The organism is Paenibacillus campi, assembly GCF_034659835.1.
GTDB lineage: Bacteria > Bacillota > Bacilli > Paenibacillales > Paenibacillaceae > Saccharibacillus > Saccharibacillus campi.
Genome location: NZ_JAXSQZ010000002.1, coordinates 205,806 through 227,800, shown reverse-complemented (window position 1 = coordinate 227,800; position 21,995 = coordinate 205,806). Strand labels below are relative to the sequence as shown.

Genomic DNA, 21,995 nt, shown 5'->3' with positions numbered 1-21,995 from the left:
CACAAGCCCAACAACATGGCTCTCACCAGTCTATACATTTTTCATCTAACCAATTCATCCAGCATTCAAATATTTTTGCTTTTGAAGACGTTGACATGTTACTACTCCTTTCTTAGTCAGCATATAACTTTGACTTGTTATTTAGATATTCATTGATTACTATAATCAATTCAGATATTTAACAAAAGCTTTGTTTATGTTTGTTTCTTGAAATCCGATCTTCTTATGAAATATTTGACTCACATACCTGCCTTGTGTGCGATATTTATCATAGAGTCTAATATACCGTTGCACTTCCGCCTTAAACCAATCTCTGTATACACAAAATACTCTCACGAATTCGTGAGAGTATCCACATCCATCTAAACAAACTATAATTCATCCGCTCTACCATAAACATATACGACATGACCAATCTGCTCTATACCGCATCCTCCCCCTCCCTACTCAACCACACAATCCCCCTGCAAAACATACCCTACATACTCCCGCGCACTGCGTTCCACCTGCTCATCTGTCGCCTGAAACGAAGCACCGAAAAATGTAAAATACGCCAATCCAATCGCCCCTACATGGCGTAAGCTTGCTTGAAACGGAGCCATAATTTGCTCCACTGTCAAAGAAACCGAACCATCCGGCGAATAGCTCGTCTGTCTATCACCAATAGACATCGCTAGTCCGAACAGTTTGCCCTTCAAACGGTCACCGGTCGATCCATACGCCCAACCGTACGTAAACACATCGTCCATCCATTTTTTCAATAACGGCGGATAGCTGTACCAGTATAATGGAAATTGCAAAATGATCCGATCGTACTGTTCCAACAATTGCTGTTCCCGTTTCACATCGATCTGCCAATCTGGGTAGGTCGTATACAATTCATGCACTGTAATCGATTGTGGATGCAGCAGCAGCTCCTGTTGCCAGCGGCGATTCACACGTGATTGCTGCAAATTTGGATGTGCCAGTATAACGAGTGTTTGGGTCATATTGTATTCTCCTTCCTTATCGCTCCGTCTTTTCTTCATCATAGATAGTATGCATTTTGTTATATGCCTGTTGCTATATTTCGGAATATGCTCATTATGCTACCATCGGTTCCAGATGAAAATACACACAATAAAGTAACCTACTTACCTGAAGGTATGTACTAGACGGTGATGATCGTCTATGCCACAATTAAAATTTAACGGGATATAATCATCTGCAATGAACAGAAATTCATCTGTCGATCGATAAAATGGGGGATTTGTTTTCCCTGCATCCATACGACCATCTATTGCACACTGACATGAAAAGGAATGAGATGATGAAACAATACAATCTGGGCATTGAAGCTACATTAGAGATCATCGGCGGCAAATGGAAAGCGCTCATTATTTGTCTGCTCATGACTGGCGTAAAACGAACCGGACAGCTAGAACGCAGCATCAAGGGCATTTCGCAAAAAGTACTTATTCAACAATTGCGCGAGCTGGAACGCGACGGTCTCGTAGAGCGCAAAGTATATGACCAGATGCCACCGCGCGTAGAATACAGCCTCACTCTGTACGGTGTCACCGCTAACCAAATTGTAGAAGTAATGTGCGCTTGGGGAACGGAAAACATTAAAATGCGGCAGCAAGCCGGTGAAGAAATCGAATTGTTGGACAACGATTCCCATCCTCCATTTTTATCATAAAACATGAACTATACTGCATGATCAATCCAACCAGACTTTCCACAATCTTATCCGCTCTAACCGGTGCTTTATTCCAATCCATACATGCGTGACATGCGTGCATTTACAGCGCTATTCAAATAAACGACAGCAAATCCCCCTTCTCACCTGCACTCCCCTACTCCCACAAATATTTCATCTCCCGATACCCCAAATCCCACACTTTCTCCTCCCCTTCAAGCGTAATCGTCAATTCCTTCCCTTGCTCGAAAAACCAGTAAAACTTCAGCGGCTCGCCTTGCTGATACGTTGCACAATCGGACAACGTTTCTTGCCCATCTACAGACAGCGTTATTTTGCCTTGGGCAGCGCCCGAATCGGGATCAGGGACTCCATAATTGACGAACAGATACACATCTTTACCTCCCAAATCATACGTATACGTCGTCGCTTTCCCGTCTTTGGCATTATAAACATTAAATTGCGGCGAAATTTCCTTGCCATCGATCGTAAACGAAGACAACGACGCTTGTTGACCTGGTTTGCCGTCACGATCTGTCCATTCGTTTAACGCTGTAAACACGCCTTGTCTTTGCGTAAACAGCTCGTCAATGCCTTTATTTAATACTATCGTTCCTGCGATAAGTAAGGCAGCGCCGATAATTGCAATTCCCGTTTTTTGGAGCACTGTAGTGCCGCGAGTTCCTAGTTTATAGGCACCGTAGCCGATCGCTGCTCCCCACGAGTTTTGAATCACATCGTTAATATCGAAGCTGCCAAGCTTGGTAAATGCTTGTACCGTTTCCAAAGTAATAATGCATAACATAAATAACCCGATAAACCGGAAAAACGAAATACGATACAGCAACGGAATAAACAGACCAAAAGGAATAAAAGCGAAAGTATTCCCAAAACTCACAAGCTTCATAATTGACGGTGACAAAAGTTCAGCTACATCAGGTAATTTATAAAAACTATCTGGAATCCACATAAAAGTGTATTCACTCGACTGCGCCACATCACCCATTCGCTCAAAACCGACAAACATAAAATAAAGAATAAGAATCGTATACACAATAAAGAGGATCAAGATCGTTTTGCGCATCGTAGACATCGTTTGCTCCTTCGTCATCAGGTGTTTTGTTCTACGAGTAAGACGAAGGATCATTGCAAATTGTATCCATACGCAAACAGCAGATGATCTGTACGAAGCGAAACGATTGTTTAGTTGCCTAATACTTTGACCGAGATGAATTTGAGTGTTGAATCTGTTTTAAGATCGCATGGATCAGGATTTCAGTACACCATCAAAATTAACATTTAACTTGGTCAGAGTATTAGGGCGTGTACACAAACCTGGCGTGCTGGGGCAGCCACCACTGGTACGGAATAAGGGGATGGACTCCCGTCTCGCACCGGAATCTACGAAGTAGGAGTACATTGCTGCTCGCAGCCTGCGAGTTTGCGTACACGCTCTAGTAGTGAGCCGTCTTCTTGCCTAAACGCTTTTGAAAACTCGGCAAATCATTACCCTATCCAGACGATCAACTAAATATATAAAACATCTAAACTAAGCAATTACAACTCCCCTCACCTACTGCCACTCGCTATCGTTTCAACGCCGACGCATAGGGTAAGGAACATCTAACTGCATCGCTTTACTGTTGATTCAGTGTTAGTTGTAGCATGTCCGCTTATTCATTTCCACCACTACTCTTATTTATAAAACATCAGCAACTACCGAAAGGAGCCAACCAATGAACGTGCAAAAAGCACTCATTTCAGGGGCAAGTATCGCCGGGCTTAGCACGGCTTTCTGGCTAAGCAAGGCAGGCTGGGAAATTACAATTATCGAACGGGCGCGTTCGTTTCGTGATGGCGGGCAAAATGTCGATGTGCGTGGTATCGCGCGCGAAGTGCTGCAAATGATGGGTCTGGAAGATCAGGTTCGGCAGCAGACAACGACCGAAGAAGGAACGGCATTTGTAAATGAAAAAGGGCAAGTTGTCGGCGCTTTTCCGGTAGAAGATGCGGACGGCTTGACCGCAGAGTTGGAAATTTTGCGAGGCGATTTGGCGCGGATCGTGCTTGAAGCGCTGCCGCCGAATGTGCATATTCGTTACGGCGACTGGATTGAACAAGTCGTAAACTATACTGACCATGTTGAGATCGGTCTACATTCCGGACAAATGGAAACGTATGACTTGCTCATTATCGCTGAAGGCGTACGCTCTCGCACACGCGACCAGCTGTTTGGAGAACGTGTATCCCGGCGCGAACTTGGTCTCAATATTGCCTATGGAACGATTGCGCGCGAAGCTGGCGATGATCGATGGTGGCGATGGTATACGGCTACAGGCGGTCGTCAAATTTCGCTTCGTCCTGATAATCAGGGCACGATTCGTGCGATGTTGGCGTTTAAAGATGATAAACATAATCTTGCTGCACTGCCTGCTGAGCAAGCGCGAGCTGAACTGCAAGTTGTCTTTGCCGGAGCAGGTTGGCAACATGAACGTGTCATTGCAGGGTTTGCGACATCGAAGGACGTGTATTTCGATTATTTGACTCAAATTATGATGTCTAGCTGGTCAGAAGGCAGAGTATGCGTAACCGGCGATGCAGCATGGTGTGTGACACCGATCGGCGGAGGCGGCTCATCGCTCGCTTTAATCGGCGGTTATGTGCTGGCGGCATTTCTGTCACAATGTGATGATACCGAACTGGCTAGCATCCAAAATTGCCTGCACCAATATGAGCAATGGATGCGCCCACTAGTCGATAAAGCACAGCAATTGCCGCCCGGAGCACCTGATCTATTTTACCCAAAAACGAAAATTGGCGTTGGCACGATGCAAACTTGTATCCGCATCGCCAGCTTCCGTCCAATTCGCAAACTCGCTTCCCGTATCGGTCATGTTGCGCGTACGAAACAATCGCTGCCTGCTATCCGCATGACACAGACGGCACAGTAATCGTTATGAGTATGGGATTATTGCACAGATGAACAAAGCGAGCATGCGAAATACGCCGGTATACACATTGCCGATTCAAGTCGTTAAGCAGGAATTCGTATGGATATAAGTGCCTAATATGACACCTGCCGATAGACGTTCAGCGGTCAATATAAGTAAGTGTTCGTCTGGATGTAAGTTAAAAATATTTCACTTTATGTACATGACAAATCGGTCATTACATTCGCTCTGTTGCTATATTGTAAGCACGTATTTCTTTTAAAATATTCTTTCTGAAACATTTCCTTGAAGCATTTCTATTGAAACGTGAACCGCACTCCATGCTGTTTGACGTCTGGCAATAATTTTATCGATCTACTGCTGATGATCCATGTATGGATCGATCTTAGTGTATGCACACCGCTGATAGGAGCAAAGATCGCATTGTTTGCTCCTATCGACAGTGAATTGGTAAGCTTTAAACATTAGCATACTTTGATCAGCCACAGTATACCGGAATATAGTAGCATCCGTATACTATGCCCTCTACCAGATCGACAGCTTGCTCTGGCATTATTCAGCCGTAGCCGCCCCATCCTCACTCGGTTTCACAAATATTAACCGATCCCAGGCACTCCAACAATGCAAATGATCCGCACAATAGGCGCGCAGCCATAACTCACCGTTCATGCGGCGCAAATAAAATCCTTTTGGAAATGTATCGTCCTCACTAAGCGGCTCCGAAGCAACAGTAACCGAATTGGATGGAGCTTGATTACGCCGTACGTCTTGATGTGTATCTTCTGGCTGATCCAAATAGAGCAATCGCCAATAAGGAGCAAGCTCAAGCGGACATAGCTGTAAGCCCAATTGTTTAGCCCTTTGGAAAATAAGTTCCATTGTCGCTCCGTCCGGAAATCCTAAATGTGCTACCGTCAGTTCAACCGTTTGCAATGTGTAAACGTGAGCCGAGACGATAAAGCGATCATCATGAAGCAAAATAGCTCCATATGCATTCGTATGAATCGCACAGTGCTGCAATTTTGCGATAAGTTCCGATTTGCTCAGACCGCCGATTGTGATCGTCCTTTGTACAGTGGGGCAATTAGGATACATCTGTTGATCTAGATTCAGCATAAAAGATGCACACTCCTTTTCATCCGAATTGCTTGAAATGAAATCAAGACAACCTACTAGTAGCTTGACCAAGTTCAATGTTAATTTTGATGGTGTGCTAAAATCCTGATCCATGCGATCTTAAAACAGATTCAACACTCCAATTCATCTCGGTCAATGTACTAAGGCGTGTACGCAAGCCTGGCGTGTTGGAGCATACGAGTTTGCATACACTTTCAAGTAGCTTGACCGCGTTAAATATACAGTTTGCTACTGTACAGCAAAGATGTTCTCAAGCTACGACTCCAGTATGTTTTCATAAATTGTAGTCCATCATACATTGAATGTACGCTAGTCAGCCCGCTAGTAGGCTGTCTCAAATGAAAATTGTGTTTAAACGTCCTTAAATCGATTCAGTACCAAGCGATGGTTAGATCGACAAACTGTAAATGTACTTGAGACAATCTACTAGTAGGCTGTCTCAGATACATTCAATGTATATCTTTGTCATCATCGCTTGATCATGCACGTATTTAGGTGCATTCGAACCTGATTTTCACTTGAGACAGCCCACTAGCGCTTATACTCCGGTTGCTCTAGCGCGAGCGGCTGCGGATTGGCAAGCACCCATTCTACTGCTAGCTCGCATAGTCTTGCCGGCGCCTCGTAATCATCGCCATGCTGTAGCTGTTTGGCTAGTGTTGTCGCCTCCTCCAACGCTTCCGCACGCAGCGGTACACCAAGACGCCAATAGTGCAGCAGTGCTTTTAACATGTGACGAAACTGTTTGTCCCAGTTCCCACCGCCATTGTCCATTATTTCATACAAAATTTTCGCGCTTACCCGGATTGCTTCACCTTGCACGGTTTGTGCTGCTCCTTTGGCAGGAACGAGCCATTTCCATAGTTCATCATGCTGCTGCTGCCATGTAGCTGTCGATACGGTAATTGGCGATATACCATCATGCATACGGCGCCGCGCAACTGGTGTAACGTCGAATAATTCATATAAACGCATAAGTCCGGCATCTGTTTCCGCCAATGCATCTTTATTAAAGCTTGCACGATGAAATTCAAAATTGTTGCCAATTCGCTCTACCGCTTGTTTCATATCCGGCGTGATGCTAGCTCCCGCCGCAAGCAATAATTCCGCAATCTGCGCCATCTCCACAATATTGATGTTAGAACAGCGAGCTAATGCTTTTTGCAGTGGGGTATGTCCGGACGTATTCGTTGCATTTACTCGTACACCGCTGGCAAGCAATATACGTACTGCATGTGGATGAAACCTTGTAGTAGCTGCAAATAACGGAGTTTCATGTTGGTGATCGAGCGCTTCCGCCTCTGCACCAAGTTCAAGTAGCAACTCCGTATGCCCACACCAGCTCTCCGCGTGTTTATATAGCGGTGTTTTGCCCGCTTGATCCCTCGCTTCAATATCCGCTCCCTGTTCTACCAGCCAGCGAATCAATTCCGGTGACACGCCGTAAAAGCTTAGCGCTGGTTCTTTATAATAGCCACCGCGCGCATCCCATTCGCTTTTGGTGAATACGTCTTGCAATGCGTTCAGATCATTTGCTTTGACAAGCTCATCAAAATTTTTCGGTAATGTCTTTCTTTTTTAGCCATATGTATATGCGCTCCTTCTGCCCGGATCGTGTGGCGTATGGATTGTACAACCGTCGTATGTTATATCCTAATTTTCGAGTACTCGTTCTGAATAGTACTTCGTTTAAATAGGTAGCCCAGCACCTACACTATACTATTATCCGGCTGTGTGTACATGCCGACAACCGTGTAATCAGCACTAATTTTGCGGCTTGATGTTCACATTGTATACGCTGTCTGCCATAGAGCGTTCATTCTGTATTACAACGATCACCTTGATCAACTTAAATGTACGATCTGATCGATTCTATTTCATCAAAATATAGCTATATGAAAAATAAACTACTCTATGTGGTACAGTATCAAACTTCATCTTTAGTGTGGTCAATATACGATTAATTTGACCGAGATTAATTTGAACTTTAAAGCTAGCTCAATCTTTTATCGATAAAGGGGATCGTATTTAATCAAAGTTGAAATTTAACTTAGTCTGCGCACTATACACTCATCCTATCCCTTCGACATACTTATATCCAAAAAATAGCGCCGTTATCCCATATAAGGAATATCGACGCTATCGCTTACTTCACCATATTACGCATTAAATGATTGCAAAAACGTATCCACATACCGATAAAACCGCTCCGGCTCACTCAAATGCACATTATGATCCTCACTCGTCATTTCATAAGCTATCCCATGCGGCACTAGACGCTTCATTTTCTCCCATTCTTCATCTGGCAATGACTCACTGTTGTGTGCCCGAATAAGCAAAGCAGGACAATGAATTTGCTCCAACATATGATACCAACTCACATTATGCAGTATATTCGCTGCCATTGCCTGCCGACTAAATAAAAAGGTTGCCCCTTGCTCCGTCTCCACCAAACTGTTCATAAAATACTGACAGCTAATCTCTGTATCTTGCGTCTTGCGCAAATAATGCTCTGCCGCCGTACGGCTGGCAAACGGCAACGGCCAATCCGCCGTTACCGAATCAGCAACTGGCAATTGCTCAAGCGGAATCGAAACGCGCTCTTTTGGTCCAAATGCCGCTTTATCCAAAATCGCCAATGCCCGCACCTGCTGCGGATACGTCGCCGCCCAATAAGCCGCCACCTGCCCACCGAGCGAATGCCCGATTACAATTGCAGACGCAATGCCAAGCGCATCCATGAACTGATGAGCATCTTCAGCCAATTCCTCCGCTGTATAACGTCCAAGCGGCTGATCACTTAACCCATGCCCACGCTGCTCTGGCGCAATAATCCGATACCGATGACCATACTGCTGCATAAAATCATACCACGTCTCCGCTCGTCCATACCGTCCATGCAAACAAACAATGACCGGCCCTTCCGTATGCGTATCAAGATAAAACAAGCGTACAGCTTGCAATTGGATCGTATGTCTGTGTACGTTAATCATATGTAGTCGCCCTCCAGTTGTATGTATTGTTGCTTCGTATTGTATTATACGCCATAAAACAACTCAGTTACGTTCATCTAGCAGCCAAGAGAACGTATCAGCAATTTGTTGAGCTATTTCTAAAATGACTACTTCCAGCTCCAATGTCATATTTAGCGGTATGTCTATTTCGATCAAATTAATTTCTTCTATTCCATCTAACGCATCGAATCCATAGTTGCCATTCGAATCAGCCAAAATACCTGTTGCGCTAATTCGTTCACCTTGAACCATCTTGCAAAACTTCAAACTGCTTATTCGTTCAAATTGCAGCTCTATCATAAAAAACCGCTCGCTATCGACTGTTTTCACTTTCCTTCAATAGTCTGGATTGGAATATACAAACATGTAGTCATACAGAAGAAAATCGGACATATAATCACCTGCTTACGCGGAATGATATCTTCTATACTTCGATTTGAAAATGTACCTCTATCCGAACAAGCATCAATAAAACGATATATCGTATTGGGGTCTCGTAGATTGGAGAGGACGTATAGATCATAATTCATTATAATTTCGGTTCCTTTCACATCTAAAATCTCATTATCTCATTTAATTTTCTATAGTGTTCTTTATGAACTCCCCCCCAAATCTTATGTTTAAAAACTTCTTTATCAAACCACAAGTATAAATCAATATAATTCAAATCATTAAAAACTCTGCCAACGTTATGAATTTTCATATAGCGACCATTATCCAATTTAGCATACCCTGTTAAAGTAATAAATAAATCGTGAGCATCTCTTGAACTATCAAAATTTACAAAGGCTAATACATTAGGAATGACTCTATTTGGATTAGTGCTTTTAAATTGTTTGACGGCTTTATGTACATGAGTCGAAATAGAACTATACGTCGAATCATGCTTTAAGCCTTCAAAGTCATCATATTCAAGTGTTTTTTCTTCGCAATAAAATACCAATTCTCCATTTTGATATACTTCATAATCAGTTGTTTTCAAACTATTCTCTGGAATTTTCCTTACCTCAAGCCCTAAAGATTCCAAAAAACTTTTCACAATATTTTGGCCCAGCTCAGCGATTTGAACCCTCTCCCATCAATTTCATCTTACCCGCCCTTCACGGTCTCTCATCCCACGGCGTTAACGTCCCTACTAAATGATAAACGTCGCGCTTATGTACACATTCAATCACGCCCCCAGCAATCTCCTCATTCGTTAACCATCTTGAACGTTGCGTATCGATCACAAAACCAAGCTGAATTTGGTAATATTCGCAATCTGCGATTGCATTCATCCGCTGCCTACACTCCTGCCCGTCCGTACGGCTGCTTATGACATGAAATAAAGTCCATTGTACAGCATGCACACGATTCAGCTCACTTTGAAGCATCTCAATTACTCGCTCTGCTGTCTCGATTCCTCCATGAATCCAAGCTACGACGATATCATAGGCACCATGCGAATCGAGCGATTGCCGAACCGCTGCTCTGCAATGATGTTCATCGTTGTAATCGACAGCGAGCGGTACGATCTGTTGATGTGCAGTAGCTAGACGTTCCAATTTGCCGCTATCTCTGCCAATGACCGATACGGTATATCCATAATTCGCCAGCCATAACGATGCCTGCGCCAACATGCCCGAACCACCGATCACCAGTGCATGCTTCATGCGGATTCCTCCTCGTGATTTTGTTTTGATGTTGTACAGATTACCGCTATCAATAAGGTGATCCAGTGGATGTAAGTCAATACTGAAAGCAGTCAATAAACTAACTTCACTCGCCTGCTTGCTGCCGTTCTTGCCAGCGTTTGATCTGTTTCCATACTTCTTTGGTCGAAAATACGTTTTGTATGTATGCTACTTGCTGCTCGGTGACTTTATTTTGTTTTAACGCGATTAGTACGATGCTTTCCATCGCCATAAATGAAGTCTCTTGATAAATAGTGCCCACTTCTTCCAACATCGCATCTGACCACGATTGCTTGCTAAAATAGCACCATATTACATGCTCTTTCACCGCATCGCTAATCGCCAGCTGATGTCTGTAATCTTTAATGACCTTTAGTGCCTGGAAGCTTAGCTCGCCATGCAGCTCCAATTGATCCGATACGTTTAGCAGATTGATCAGTCGTTCCATTTTCATCCATTGTCCTGTTGCCGCTGCCAGCTCGATTTGAGTGATGATTGCTGAAATAGTTATCGTGGTTACCTCCTTTTTATCGTTTGGCTATCGGTGTGATCAATGTGCAATTGTAGTTCATTTTGTAGCCTATTATATATGTTCATATACGCCGATGTAGATTGATAGGTAGATTTATTTTCTTGCTCATACCTGCTCCTCCATATAGTCAGTCTTTTTTGAATGGGCGTGAGCGCGAAAAAAGCGATTAGTAAGTTTATTGAACAACAATAATGTTGCGATAAGCAGAAACACCAATCTGGCAATGATATAATCCCGATACACAACCAAAGCCAACATCCCCCAGCCTACAATTAGCCAACGACCAACGTTAATACCGATAAACGACAGTATTCCACCTACGAGCAACATACCAACACCTACAAATATAAGGGCGACCGTTATATAAGCGGCGATTTGCTCCTGTAAACTACCTACGATTGGTGGAGCTTTCCAAAATACGATAGTGTACAGCACCAGCTTAAAAGCTGAAAATACCGTAATCACACTTAAAGCAATCGTTAGCCAACACGGTCGTTTAATCCCATCCACGCTCCTATTCCTATTTTAAAAGATATGGCTTGTTAGGTTGCTAATGATGCCTAGCTTCATCGTAAAAGAATACGCCTTCAATCTCAACCAAAATGTGCTCATCCAATACAAATCAGATCATCTGATTACAATATTTTGCACTTTAAAATACGCTACAGCCTAGAATAACAACAAATGTATAGTTAAAATTCATTGCTAAGTCAGTCATTTGGATCATCCATTCATTTTAAGGGGTATGTCCAATGTTAATGACATCCGATCTACATATCGTTTATACATATCGTTCCTATCACGCATGGATGAAGTGAAGTTATATAAGTCTATCGGATCATGCTGTTAAGGTAGGTACTGACTCCAATACGACGGTTGCATGATCGCTACAAAATGAACAGCTACTGGAAAATGAACATACCCAAGTTACTGTCTTGATACAAAGTGGCTGTTGGCGATGTCAAATTACATCTGGCATTCAAGTTTAGTATAATGATGGTTGATTAAACAGTGCTCATAAAAGTAACTTAATCAAAATCAACTACATAAGCGAGGGAGTTCATCATGCTCTTAATTACGAAAAGATCACTTAACCGTTTAGCCGCACCGTATCGGGAAGCCGATATGTTGATGTGTCATGCGATTCCGCAGCATATGACAACACCTTCTACACGGGCGATATTGCTCATGAATGAGCAAAAGCTGGTAGTGGTGTTTTTGAACCTATTTTTGACGCGTGTCGTACATACTGAACAACTAGCGTTAACAGAGTTGCAAGGGCAAAAATTCAAATCCGGGGTTGGACTGGCTGCCGTATGGTCGTTTCAGGCGAAAGGGGCAAATTGGCGTTTTCAGATCATGTGGACGATGTTGACGCTAGGATCGATGCAGCGCGATTTTCTTGAATTTTTGCAGGCTCATATTGTCGATTAAAGCAAGTATACTGCATCGTAAGACGATCTTTATTTTCATTAGCTAAGGCGTATACGCAAACGTGGCGTGCTAGGGCAGACACCACTGCTCGCAGCCTACGAGTTTGCGTCCACGCTCTCGTGCTTGTAGTAGGCTCGTAGCAACTACCACTAGCGCGAATTGAAATGAGACAAGCTACTCTTACATTTATGCCTATCATTTCCAACTATATAATTTATACAAAAGGACGTGTAATGATGAATGCAGCGTTAACCCAACTACTGACGGAAGCATCGGCGCAGCTGGAGCAGATTTGTAAACGTGAGCAGGCGCGGATTGAAGGGCTTGGTGAACGGAGCAGATTGCAGGTCGGCATGCACGATTATATTCGATTTGGGTATCGTAAAGGTAAATACAGCAGTGCAACAGGGAAGATGTTTGTGGAAATTGATCGTCCTTTTTCATGGAGCGATAGCGCGTATACATGGGAATCGGATGTGTGCATACCGGAGCTGACCGATGTGCAGCTTTTACATGAATGGTTGCCTGCGCTGAAGCAGCAAGTGCATGATGCGTTTGAGCAGGATCGTTATGGCGATTTATTTTTCGATTATAAGTTGGAATTTCATCTGTATATCGAACGTGCGCTAGTGCAAGATACGCTGGAAGATGCAGAAACTTGGGTTCAGCAGCCAAAGCTGGCACGGCTTCAGCAGGCGTTTAATACGTTTGTGGCAGACCGGATTGCAACACAACTGCCCCATTATCCGCCGCACCATGACCTGTTCTTTTTTAGTCGGGCGTTGTTAAATGCGGACGTGAATTCGATGACTACAGCCGAGCGGATTGCCTTATGCCAGCAAACCGATCGCAAGCTTGCCGCGATCCCGAAGCTGCGCGAGGAATGGGAACGATGTTTGAATTTGGCGTTTACATTTTGGGCGGAAGAACAGTTTTTGCCACCGTACATCGACGATGAAGATATGTACAGATTGCCGCTGAAGCCGGAACATGAGCGATGTGAGCCGGATCAACAGCAGTTGGAGCTGTTTGTATATGCGGCGCTGCGTATCGGTGCGCACGATGCGGATAAACGGCAACGGTATTTGCAATGTGCTGCTGGGCTTGGTTCAGAGCAGGCAGAGCGGTTTTTGCACGAAGGCAGCGGACAGATCGAAAGCCAACGTCAAACGACGCATATGCAAGCACAGGCAAACGATATTTTGCATACGATTCAGTTAAAGCTGGCTGGTGATACGCTCGACAGTTATCGTGACAGTCTGAATTACATATGCGCTCTGCTAGAGCAAGGCTTTCCGGTGCAATACACTCTCCAGCTAAGCGGCAGCAAACAAAAACAGCTATTGCCTATCAAAGGGCTTGCCAAATCAGTGCTGCATCGCTTTTTTGCGAATGCGCTGCAATATGATGAATTGCATCCGTTATTGGAACGTTATGCGCGGCTAGCGCTGAACGAGTTTGCCTTTTACAATGATGTGGAACCAGGTGAAAAAGCGGTTATGCCGGGTACGTATGCAGTGTTGGGACTTGCTTTGCATAATTGTCAGTATTTCCCGCTGCTGCTCGACTATATGCGACTTGTCGATACAGAGCATCAATCGGCACATGATCGGTTTGTGCATGCTTTTATCGAGACGTATCCGCTCACGCCGGAGTTGGTAACTGTACTCGTTAGCATACTCGCTGGCAGCGGTCAATCGGCAAAGCCAGTGAAACGATTGGCAGAGCAGTTTGAGCAGCCTGAACTGGCGCTGCAACTCGATCATCAGTTGCAACAGTATGAGACGTATGAACGTCAGCAACTTTTGTATTTGATATTTGGCAATGCCAGCAAGCAGCAGCGCTTTGTAAAATGGGTGGAACAGTTGAAAGCGACGATGTGAACGTAGGGGCGTGACGTGAGTTCGTCCCCTTATTCCGTACCATAGTAGGGGCTACTCCAACACGCCACGTTTGCGTACACGCCCTAGTAGGCTGACCGCGTTAAATAAGTAGTTTGCTAGTGCAGAGCAGCGATGTTTTTATGCCACACTTGTAATGTGTTTTCATAACATGTAGTTAATCAGTCATTGAATGTACGCTAGTCAGCCTACTAGCCATCTTCAGCCGTCAAAATTGACAACTTTCTAAACCATAACGTGTTACTGTATGGTGTAGTTGTGTTTATGATATACTATAAAGCAATACTTTACGGAAGGAGGCAACAGACTTGGGAAGGCGTTAGCGATATTTATTAGTTTCTCCATTCCTGCATATTGTCTCCTTAGTGCGGATGCTGGGTAACACAAGCGATCGTAGAGCGAGATCGTTACGGATTTGCGGATGGAATGGCTAATTTGACGGTTGGGACGTATGGATAGCACGGATATAATTTATAATTATTTCATTTTGTGGAGGTGAATCCCTCAACTGGGGGAAATCATTGGACCTAATAACGATCATCAATTTGTTAGTTTTAGTTGTGTTACTGGCGTTAACCGCCTTCTTCGTTGCTTCGGAGTTTGCTGTTGTCAAAGTACGGATATCACGTTTGGATCAATTGATTCAAGATGGCAACAAAAAGGCGGTTATTGCCAAAAAGGTAACGCATGATCTGGACTATTACCTTTCTGCCTGTCAGCTCGGTATTACCGTTACGGCGCTCGGACTTGGTGCGATCGGTAAACCGGCGGTAGAGCTGCTGCTGTATCCGGTATTTGACTTTTTTAACGTATCGGACGCGGCGGCATCGATCGCTTCGTATGCGATTGCATTTTTCCTCGTTACCTTTTTACACGTCGTCGTCGGGGAAATGGCACCAAAGACGCTGGCGATCCAGTTTTCGGAACGGATGACATTATTGCTCGCTCCTGCGCTGTTTTGGTTTGGACGGTTTATGTATCCGCTCATCTGGGCACTGAACGGTACATCCCGTGTACTGCTGCGTACATTCGGTGTTAAGCCTGCCGGTCATGAACAGGTGTATTCGGAAGACGAATTGAAGATTATTATGACGCAAAGTTATGAGGGCGGCGAGATTAACGAAACAAAGCTGTCGTATATGGAAAATGTATTTTCGTTCGATGAACGGGTCGCACGCGATATTATGATTCCGCGTACCCAAATGGTCGTGCTGGATCGGGATATGGATTATGACGAGATCATCAGCATTTTGGACGATAATTATTACACGCGTTATCCGGTAACGAGCGGAGACGATAAAGACCAAATTATCGGGATCGTTAACGCCAAAAAAATGCTGCCCCATATGATCAACCAAACGGCGCACAAGCTGCATGAATTTATCCGTCCGCTGCCTTTTATCGCTGAATCGCTGTCGATTCAGGAAGCGATGCTGCAAATGCAGCAAAAGCGTGTGCATATGGCGCTCGTCGTTGATGAATATGGCGGTACAGCCGGATTGTTAACGATGGAAGATGTGCTGGAAGAACTAGTTGGCGAAATTCGCGATGAGTTTGATGCAGATGAAGTGAACGATATTCGCCAAATCGCTGAAGGGCAGTATTTGATCAATGGTCGGGTGCTGTTGGACGATTTGGAACGTCGCTTTGGCATTACATTTGATGACCGTCATGATACGGATACGATCGGTGGCTGGATTGTGCACCATAAAGGCACTGAAATTAGTGAAGGCGATACGCTCGAACAGCCGGAGCATGTATGGACGATTGCCGAAAAGGAAGATTTGCAGATCAAATGGGTATCGTTAAACTACAGCGCAACTAGTGATGCATCATAATAAGCCTTGCTTGTTCATCTGAAGCTAGCTCGCTACGGTAACGATAACGGATCATGACTACACATGTTATCCTGACATGTTCAGTAGATTATACTGGACAGTCCACTACTCACTATATGGAGGTGAATCCCTCAGCTGAGGGAAATCATTGGACGGAATGATTGGATTAAATTTATTTTTGGTGGCGGTATTTATCGGTCTTACAGCTTTTTTCGTCGGTGCGGAATTTGCGATTTTGAAAGTGCGTATGTCGCGTCTGGATCAATTGATTGCAGACGGCAACAAAAAAGCAGTGATGGCGAAAAAGGTGGCGACCGACCTTGATTATTATTTATCGGCATGTCAGCTTGGGATTACGATTACCGCGCTCGTGCTCGGTGCGCTTGGTGAACCGACGGTAGAACGTATATTGTATCCGATCTTCGACCGTTTTGATGTACCAGAAGCCGTTTCGACTGTATTGTCGTACGGGATTGCGCTGGCGGTCATTACGTTTTTACACGTCGTTATCGGTGAACTGGCGCCAAAAACGCTGGCGATTCAATTTGCTGAACGGATGACATTGATGTTGGCACCATCCTTGTATCGTTTTGGTCGTCTGATGGCACCTGTGATCCGTTTGCTGAACGGTTCGGCTACATTGTTGCTGCGTTTGTTCCGCGTCAAACCTGCTGGGCATGATAGCGTTCACTCCGAGGAAGAACTGAAATGGCTAGTCGAGCAAAGTTTTGAAAGCGGACAGATTAACCAGACAGAGCAGACGTATTTACGTAATATTTTTGCATTTGACGATCGGACATTGCGCGAAATTATGATTCCGGCAAGCAAAGTCATTACGATCGCTGCCGATATTCCGCAGGCGGAGTTGATATCGCGTTTAAGTCAGTATGAATATACGCGTTATCCGGTCACTTCCGCAGCGGACAGCAGCAAATGGATTGGATTTATTCATAGTAAAGAAGTGCTGACAGCGATTGCGGCTGGACGTTCGGGCGAGCTGTCCGGCTTCCTGCACAAGCTGCCTCGTTTTGTGGAAACCGCTTCGCTGCGTGAAGTGTTGCTCAGCATGCAGCAACATCGCGTGCATATTGCAGCGATTAATGGAATCGATGGACGTATGGCAGGTCTCGTTACGATGGAAGATATTTTGGAAGAAATCGTTGGTGATATTCGTGATGAAGCGGACGATATTAAAACTCCAGTAACATCGCTCTAACTTAACAACACAAATAGCCATTCCTTTAAGCGCCAATCGGTGACAAGGAATGGCTTTTACGTTGAAAGCTGTGTTAGATCAAAATCGGGTTGGACTATGTCGTTGGTGAGTTGATCCAGAAAAGGACTGCTTGGATCAGCAGCCCTCATTCGGATGATCATGAATCATTTGCTGGTCGATTGAATAAATCGCTCTAGCGCAAATGGGTTCGTTATATTATGATTACATGCTTCATTGTCCATACATACGTATTGACCAACTGCGGAAAAGTTGTCTGGTGAGCTGCCCTTTTTCGTTTTAACATTAAAAAAGCCAAGCTCCTCGTTCCGATGACAAAACATACAAAACCCGTTTTTGTTCATCGGTGTAATCTGACCTTCAATTCCAACGAGTTTGCCTTCGTAAGGATAAATGATATACAGCCGATTAGTAGCAATATCGACCCAGCGTAAATACGTCGTATGCATCCAATCGATCGTGTCCAAATTCGGCACCTTTAGCTTTTTGGTCTTTGGAAACAGCTTCTGGATTTGTTTGAGTGATACATCAGGAAATGGAACGACATAACGATCGAGCTGATCGATATATTGTTGCAATTCATGCGCCGCTTCATAAGAAGACAGCTTTTCCAGCAGTTCATATTGTTCCGCGTTTAGCTCGCCAAATGCGTCGACCACATGGTTAATCGCCGTATCTCTTACGGTGGCAAGCACTTTGCGATCCGCTACACTACGCATCGTTTTCAGCAGAAAATCGGCTTGTTTGCGAATCACATTCAGTTGATGGTTTTGGATAAATGGTTTGAGTATAGATGGTGTTTGCATTGCGTTCAGCCCCTTATTTTGTTAGATACTTACAATAAGGTGCAAAGCCGCAACAGGTCCATAATATACGTTTCAAGGGCGATCAAGCTTCACTTTTTGATCGCGCCCTACGCAAAAGCTCGCCCTGTCTAGGCTTTGCGCAAGGCGGTTCTAGCGAACGAGCAATCCAGCACGGCTGCCAACACTGCCACGGTATAACCCCCAATTCAGTAGAATATCCAAAGTATACCAGTAGAGCGACTGCGTAAGCAATGGCTTAAGCTGAATTTGTACGTTGATACGATAGTGCGTTCATAATTGAACGTTTTAGCCTATGAACTCATCCTATGTATACAATCCTGATCATTACTCGATACCAAAATGCGCCATAATACGTGCTGCTACTTCATCAGGCTCCATCTGTGTCGTATGCAAACGCAAATAATAGGGCTCTGTAATTTCACCAGGCAACGAGTTCAATCGATGCGTACGATGACTTTCAAGCAATTCGTTATCCGACCATGCAATATTGCGCTTGCTTGGCTTATGAGTGAGCCGATTATCGGTCGTATTTCTGCGCCTGCGTTCTTCCACATCCGCTTCCAGCTCCACCCAGCAGATGTCAGCACCATGATTTTGAAATAAACGGGTTACATGTTCAATATATTCACGATCACTTGGCATATCAAACGCCCATACATACGTAAAAATAAGCCCGTTCATCCCGCTCTCCCCAAGCGCTGCTTCTTGGAACACCTCATGCCGAATACGTTGGATCAAGCGCTGAGCCGATGGTGAAGCATAATCAAACAAAGCTGTCACAAGTTCGATCGACATATGATTATGAAACAACTTCATCCCTGTACGTGCCGCAAGCTGCTGTCCTACTGTCATTTTGCCAACCGCCTGCGGACCGAATATAATGACGAGTCTCATCGTAATTCCCTCCGTTACAGATTGATTCCGGTTATGATCTAACAATGGTTACATCTAACCCTAGGCTATCAGCTTCTGCATTAATTCACATCAAGCAAAAGCTTCGTTTTAAAAGTAACATACTGCCTTACAACACAAATATAGCGCTGTCTAACCATGTCCCATTTTAACATTACGTTACTTCTGTTCCTGATCACGATGCGTATAACGATGCGCCGTTAAGCTGGATTCGCGCACAATGAGTCGTGGCTCAAATTCGACCCGTTCATAAGGCAATGGAGTCGCAGATTGGATTCGTTTGAGCAGCAGTTCAGTCGCCAGTCGCCCCACCTCTGCCCCCATAATCGAAACCGAGCTAATTTGCGGCGTCGTAATCGTCGTCCACAAATTGTTGTCGATACCGACGACGGCAACATCGTCCGGTACACGCACACCCAATTGTTTGAACCGATTGACGATCCCGATCGCTACCATATCGTTGACCGCATAAATCGCGTCTGGCATATGTTTTAAATTATAAAAATAATCGGCTGCCTGTCTACCCGTCTCAAAGTTAAAATCTTCGCCAAAATAGACAAGTGATGTGTCTACCTGTGGCAGCGACTGCTCATAGGCACGATAGCGTTCCTCAATTTTATCTTTTGGTGCACCGGCATAAGCGATGCGCGTACGACCGATTTGTAGCAAATGCTCCATCACTAGTCTGCCTTCAGGCCGAGCCATACCGACAATATCGGCTTTCAGGTCAGTGCTAAGCTTTTTGCTGTAATTGATAACTGAGATCGGCAAGCTGGATTGATTGATCAGCTGCTCAATCGATTTCGGGTAAGCGAGCGGCATCATAACCATTCCATCCACATGCAGCTTTTTCACTTCACGCAACGTTTCCAATTCGAGTCGTGCATTGCCGAGCATATTGATCTGTACGACACGATAACCGTGTTGTTTGGCAGCTTGCTCGACCGACCAAGCGATATCCGGAATGATCGCATTGCGAATGTCCGGCACAGCGAGCGCAATTTGGCGCGTTTGGCGAATTTTCAGACTTTGAGCAGACGTATTCGGGATAAACCCCATCTGTTCTACAATGCCCAATATGCGCGCTTTAGTTTTGGCGCTAATGCCATCGCTATTGTTAAGTGCTCGCGACACGGTAGCGATCCCGACGCCAGCTTCTCTGGCTACATCCTCTATCGTTACTTTCTTTTTGTCTGTCATTCTGGATGATTCTCCTTCGCACTGGAAATGTTTCCGGATAAAGATGAAATTTTCATGCTTTGCTTACATTATAGCATAGAATGGATGTTCGATCATAAACGGTATGGCGCGTTAGCATGGTGTTTTTGCAAGCAGGGGATTGTCCCGGAATAACGCTCTTTCATTGAATGTGGATCGATAGGGCAAACGCAGCTACGCATATCGCTTGATTGCTTACTGTAGCTGCTTCATTTACTGCCTCTGTTCAATCATCGGCAACTTATATCGCAGCCTATGTAACTGTACCGTTTATATCGTACATGATACCATCGGTCAGTATATCCGCTTATTTTCCGGTAGATATCCGTTTGACACAGTGGCAAAAATATGACATGATTTATTTCGGAAACGTTTCCTGTATTATTTATTTTTGCTGGTATAAACATCTTCAGCCGCTATAGCCGAATATCGCCTCCATTGTGCTCATAACGATTGAGCGACTGGATACGGCGGACAGCAAGCTTCGTGCAGCCGCTGAACCTGTTCCAGCCATAGATGCACCATTCAATGGATAACCGTATAAGGAGATGACTTCGATGCAAGCATTACGATGGCATGGTGTGAAAGATTTACGTGTAGAACAGATTGAACAACCGAATGTACAACCAGGAAAAGTGAAAATCAAAGTACAATGGTGCGGCATTTGCGGCAGCGATTTGCACGAATATGCAGCAGGCCCAATCTTTATTCCACAGGATGGCAAGCATCCGCTCACAGGTGAAGAAGCGCCGGTTGTAATGGGTCATGAATTTTCCGGGCAAGTTGTTGAAGTTGGCGAAGGGGTAACTCACTTTCAGACTGGCGACCGTGTAGTAGTTGAGCCTATTTTTGCGTGCGGGCAGTGTACAGCTTGTAAGCAAGGCAAATACAATCTGTGCGAAAAAATGGGCTTTCTCGGACTTGCCGGTGGTGGTGGCGGTTTCTCTGAATTCGTCACTGCCGATGAGCATATGGTTCATGGCATTCCGGACAGCGTATCATTTGAGCAAGGCGCATTGGTGGAGCCATCTGCGGTAGCGCTGTACGCTGTACGTCAAAGCCAATTTAAAGTCGGTGATCGGGCGGTCGTATTCGGCGCAGGCCCAATCGGTTTGTTAGTGATCGAAGCGCTCAAAGCTTCCGGCGCTTCCGACATTTATGCTGTCGAGCTGTCTGAAGAACGCCGCCGCACAGCGGAATCGCTCGGTGCTATCGGATTGAATCCGGCTGATGTGGACGTTGTGAGCGAAATTCATCGTTTGACTCATGGCGGTGCGGATGTTGCATTTGAAGTGACCGGCGTACCGGTCGTGCTGACACAGGCGATCGAATCGACCAAACTAAGCGGACAGATTATGATCGTCAGCATTTTTGAAAAAGAAGCTCCGATTCATCCGAACCGGATCGTTATGCAAGAGCGCAATATCACCGGCATAATCGGATACCGCGATGTATTCCCAGCCGTGATCAGCCTGATGAGCCAGGGCTATTTTGCCCCGGAAAAACTCGTCACTAAACGGATCGGGCTAAGTAACATTGTGGAACAAGGTTTTGAAGCATTGCTCAAAGAGAAAAACCAAGTAAAAATACTCGTTTCTCCAAATGAATAACGGAGTCGAAACGTACACAGCAGCATCATACAG

20 protein-coding genes are annotated in these 21,995 nt (G+C 44.8%); 7 read left to right on the top strand and 13 right to left on the bottom strand.

Going from position 1 to position 21,995, the window contains the following annotated elements; all coding sequences use genetic code 11:
- Window positions 1–443: 443 nt before the first annotated feature.
- Window positions 444–989 (bottom strand): NAD(P)H-dependent oxidoreductase, encoded by a 546-nt coding sequence (locus U1I11_RS06330; protein WP_322904787.1) that lies wholly within the window; start codon window positions 987–989, stop codon window positions 444–446.
- A 317-nt stretch (window positions 990–1,306) separates the two neighbouring features.
- Here U1I11_RS06330 and U1I11_RS06325 point away from each other — a divergent pair, with 317 nt between their 5' ends.
- Entirely contained in the window at window positions 1,307–1,681 is a 375-nt protein-coding gene (locus U1I11_RS06325) for a winged helix-turn-helix transcriptional regulator (protein ID WP_322904785.1), read from the top strand.
- Between the two features lie 157 nt (window positions 1,682–1,838).
- On the opposite strand, the gene U1I11_RS06320 is transcribed toward U1I11_RS06325, so the two are convergent.
- Window positions 1,839–2,774, bottom strand: coding sequence for a VanZ family protein (locus U1I11_RS06320; protein WP_322904784.1), 936 nt, complete (start codon window positions 2,772–2,774; stop codon window positions 1,839–1,841).
- Window positions 2,775–3,417: 643 nt separating this feature from the next.
- Between U1I11_RS06320 and U1I11_RS06315 the strand changes: the two genes are divergently transcribed.
- Entirely contained in the window at window positions 3,418–4,632 is a 1,215-nt protein-coding gene (locus tag U1I11_RS06315) for an FAD-dependent monooxygenase (RefSeq protein ID WP_322904782.1), read from the top strand.
- A gap of 552 nt (window positions 4,633–5,184) precedes the next feature.
- Here the strand turns inward: U1I11_RS06315 and U1I11_RS06310 are convergent.
- From U1I11_RS06310 to U1I11_RS06275, 8 genes are all read right to left on the bottom strand, one after another.
- Window positions 5,185–5,748 (bottom strand): helicase, encoded by a 564-nt coding sequence (locus tag U1I11_RS06310; RefSeq protein ID WP_322904780.1) that lies wholly within the window; start codon window positions 5,746–5,748, stop codon window positions 5,185–5,187.
- 552 nt (window positions 5,749–6,300) lie between these two features.
- The gene (locus U1I11_RS06305) at window positions 6,301–7,287 is read right to left on the bottom strand and encodes an ankyrin repeat domain-containing protein (RefSeq protein WP_322904779.1); all 987 of its coding nucleotides are present in this window, start codon (window positions 7,285–7,287) and stop codon (window positions 6,301–6,303) included.
- Between the two features lie 641 nt (window positions 7,288–7,928).
- Window positions 7,929–8,762: an alpha/beta fold hydrolase gene (locus U1I11_RS06300; protein WP_322904778.1), complete on the bottom strand. Its 834-nt coding sequence runs from the start codon at window positions 8,760–8,762 to the stop codon at window positions 7,929–7,931.
- Between the two features lie 63 nt (window positions 8,763–8,825).
- Window positions 8,826–9,035 (bottom strand): hypothetical protein, encoded by a 210-nt coding sequence (locus U1I11_RS06295; RefSeq protein ID WP_322904776.1) that lies wholly within the window; start codon window positions 9,033–9,035, stop codon window positions 8,826–8,828.
- 301 nt (window positions 9,036–9,336) lie between these two features.
- Window positions 9,337–9,822: a hypothetical protein gene (locus tag U1I11_RS06290; protein ID WP_322904774.1), complete on the bottom strand. Its 486-nt coding sequence runs from the start codon at window positions 9,820–9,822 to the stop codon at window positions 9,337–9,339.
- Window positions 9,823–9,883: 61 nt separating this feature from the next.
- Window positions 9,884–10,435, bottom strand: a complete 552-nt coding sequence (locus tag U1I11_RS06285) for an SDR family NAD(P)-dependent oxidoreductase (RefSeq protein WP_322904773.1) — start codon at window positions 10,433–10,435, stop codon at window positions 9,884–9,886.
- Window positions 10,436–10,541: 106 nt separating this feature from the next.
- A complete protein-coding gene (locus U1I11_RS06280) occupies window positions 10,542–10,910 on the bottom strand; it encodes a hypothetical protein (protein WP_322904772.1) in 369 nt (122 codons plus the stop codon).
- A gap of 183 nt (window positions 10,911–11,093) precedes the next feature.
- Entirely contained in the window at window positions 11,094–11,498 is a 405-nt protein-coding gene (locus tag U1I11_RS06275; RefSeq protein WP_322904771.1) for a hypothetical protein, read from the bottom strand.
- Window positions 11,499–12,053: 555 nt separating this feature from the next.
- Between U1I11_RS06275 and U1I11_RS06270 the strand changes: the two genes are divergently transcribed.
- From U1I11_RS06270 to U1I11_RS06255, 4 genes are all read left to right on the top strand, one after another.
- Window positions 12,054–12,422 (top strand): hypothetical protein, encoded by a 369-nt coding sequence (locus tag U1I11_RS06270; protein WP_322904769.1) that lies wholly within the window; start codon window positions 12,054–12,056, stop codon window positions 12,420–12,422.
- A 233-nt stretch (window positions 12,423–12,655) separates the two neighbouring features.
- Window positions 12,656–14,305 carry a DUF6138 family protein gene (locus tag U1I11_RS06265; protein WP_322904768.1) on the top strand — a complete coding sequence of 550 codons (1,650 nt, stop codon included), beginning with the start codon at window positions 12,656–12,658 and terminating at the stop codon, window positions 14,303–14,305.
- A gap of 539 nt (window positions 14,306–14,844) precedes the next feature.
- Window positions 14,845–16,161, top strand: coding sequence for a hemolysin family protein (locus U1I11_RS06260; protein WP_322904767.1), 1,317 nt, complete (start codon window positions 14,845–14,847; stop codon window positions 16,159–16,161).
- A gap of 148 nt (window positions 16,162–16,309) precedes the next feature.
- The gene (locus U1I11_RS06255; protein WP_322904766.1) at window positions 16,310–17,377 is read left to right on the top strand and encodes a hemolysin family protein; all 1,068 of its coding nucleotides are present in this window, start codon (window positions 16,310–16,312) and stop codon (window positions 17,375–17,377) included.
- Window positions 17,378–17,541: 164 nt separating this feature from the next.
- Here the strand turns inward: U1I11_RS06255 and U1I11_RS06250 are convergent, their stop codons facing one another.
- The 3 genes from U1I11_RS06250 to U1I11_RS06240 form a co-directional block, all read right to left on the bottom strand.
- Window positions 17,542–18,186: a FusB/FusC family EF-G-binding protein gene (locus tag U1I11_RS06250; protein WP_416235491.1), complete on the bottom strand. Its 645-nt coding sequence runs from the start codon at window positions 18,184–18,186 to the stop codon at window positions 17,542–17,544.
- A 360-nt stretch (window positions 18,187–18,546) separates the two neighbouring features.
- Window positions 18,547–19,116, bottom strand: a complete 570-nt coding sequence (locus U1I11_RS06245; protein ID WP_322904764.1) for a P-loop nucleotide/nucleoside kinase family protein — start codon at window positions 19,114–19,116, stop codon at window positions 18,547–18,549.
- Window positions 19,117–19,293: 177 nt separating this feature from the next.
- Window positions 19,294–20,334: a LacI family DNA-binding transcriptional regulator gene (locus tag U1I11_RS06240; protein ID WP_322904762.1), complete on the bottom strand. Its 1,041-nt coding sequence runs from the start codon at window positions 20,332–20,334 to the stop codon at window positions 19,294–19,296.
- Window positions 20,335–20,909: 575 nt separating this feature from the next.
- Here U1I11_RS06240 and U1I11_RS06235 point away from each other — a divergent pair.
- Window positions 20,910–21,962 carry a 2,3-butanediol dehydrogenase gene (locus U1I11_RS06235; protein ID WP_322904760.1) on the top strand — a complete coding sequence of 351 codons (1,053 nt, stop codon included), beginning with the start codon at window positions 20,910–20,912 and terminating at the stop codon, window positions 21,960–21,962.
- Window positions 21,963–21,995: the final 33 nt, after the last annotated feature.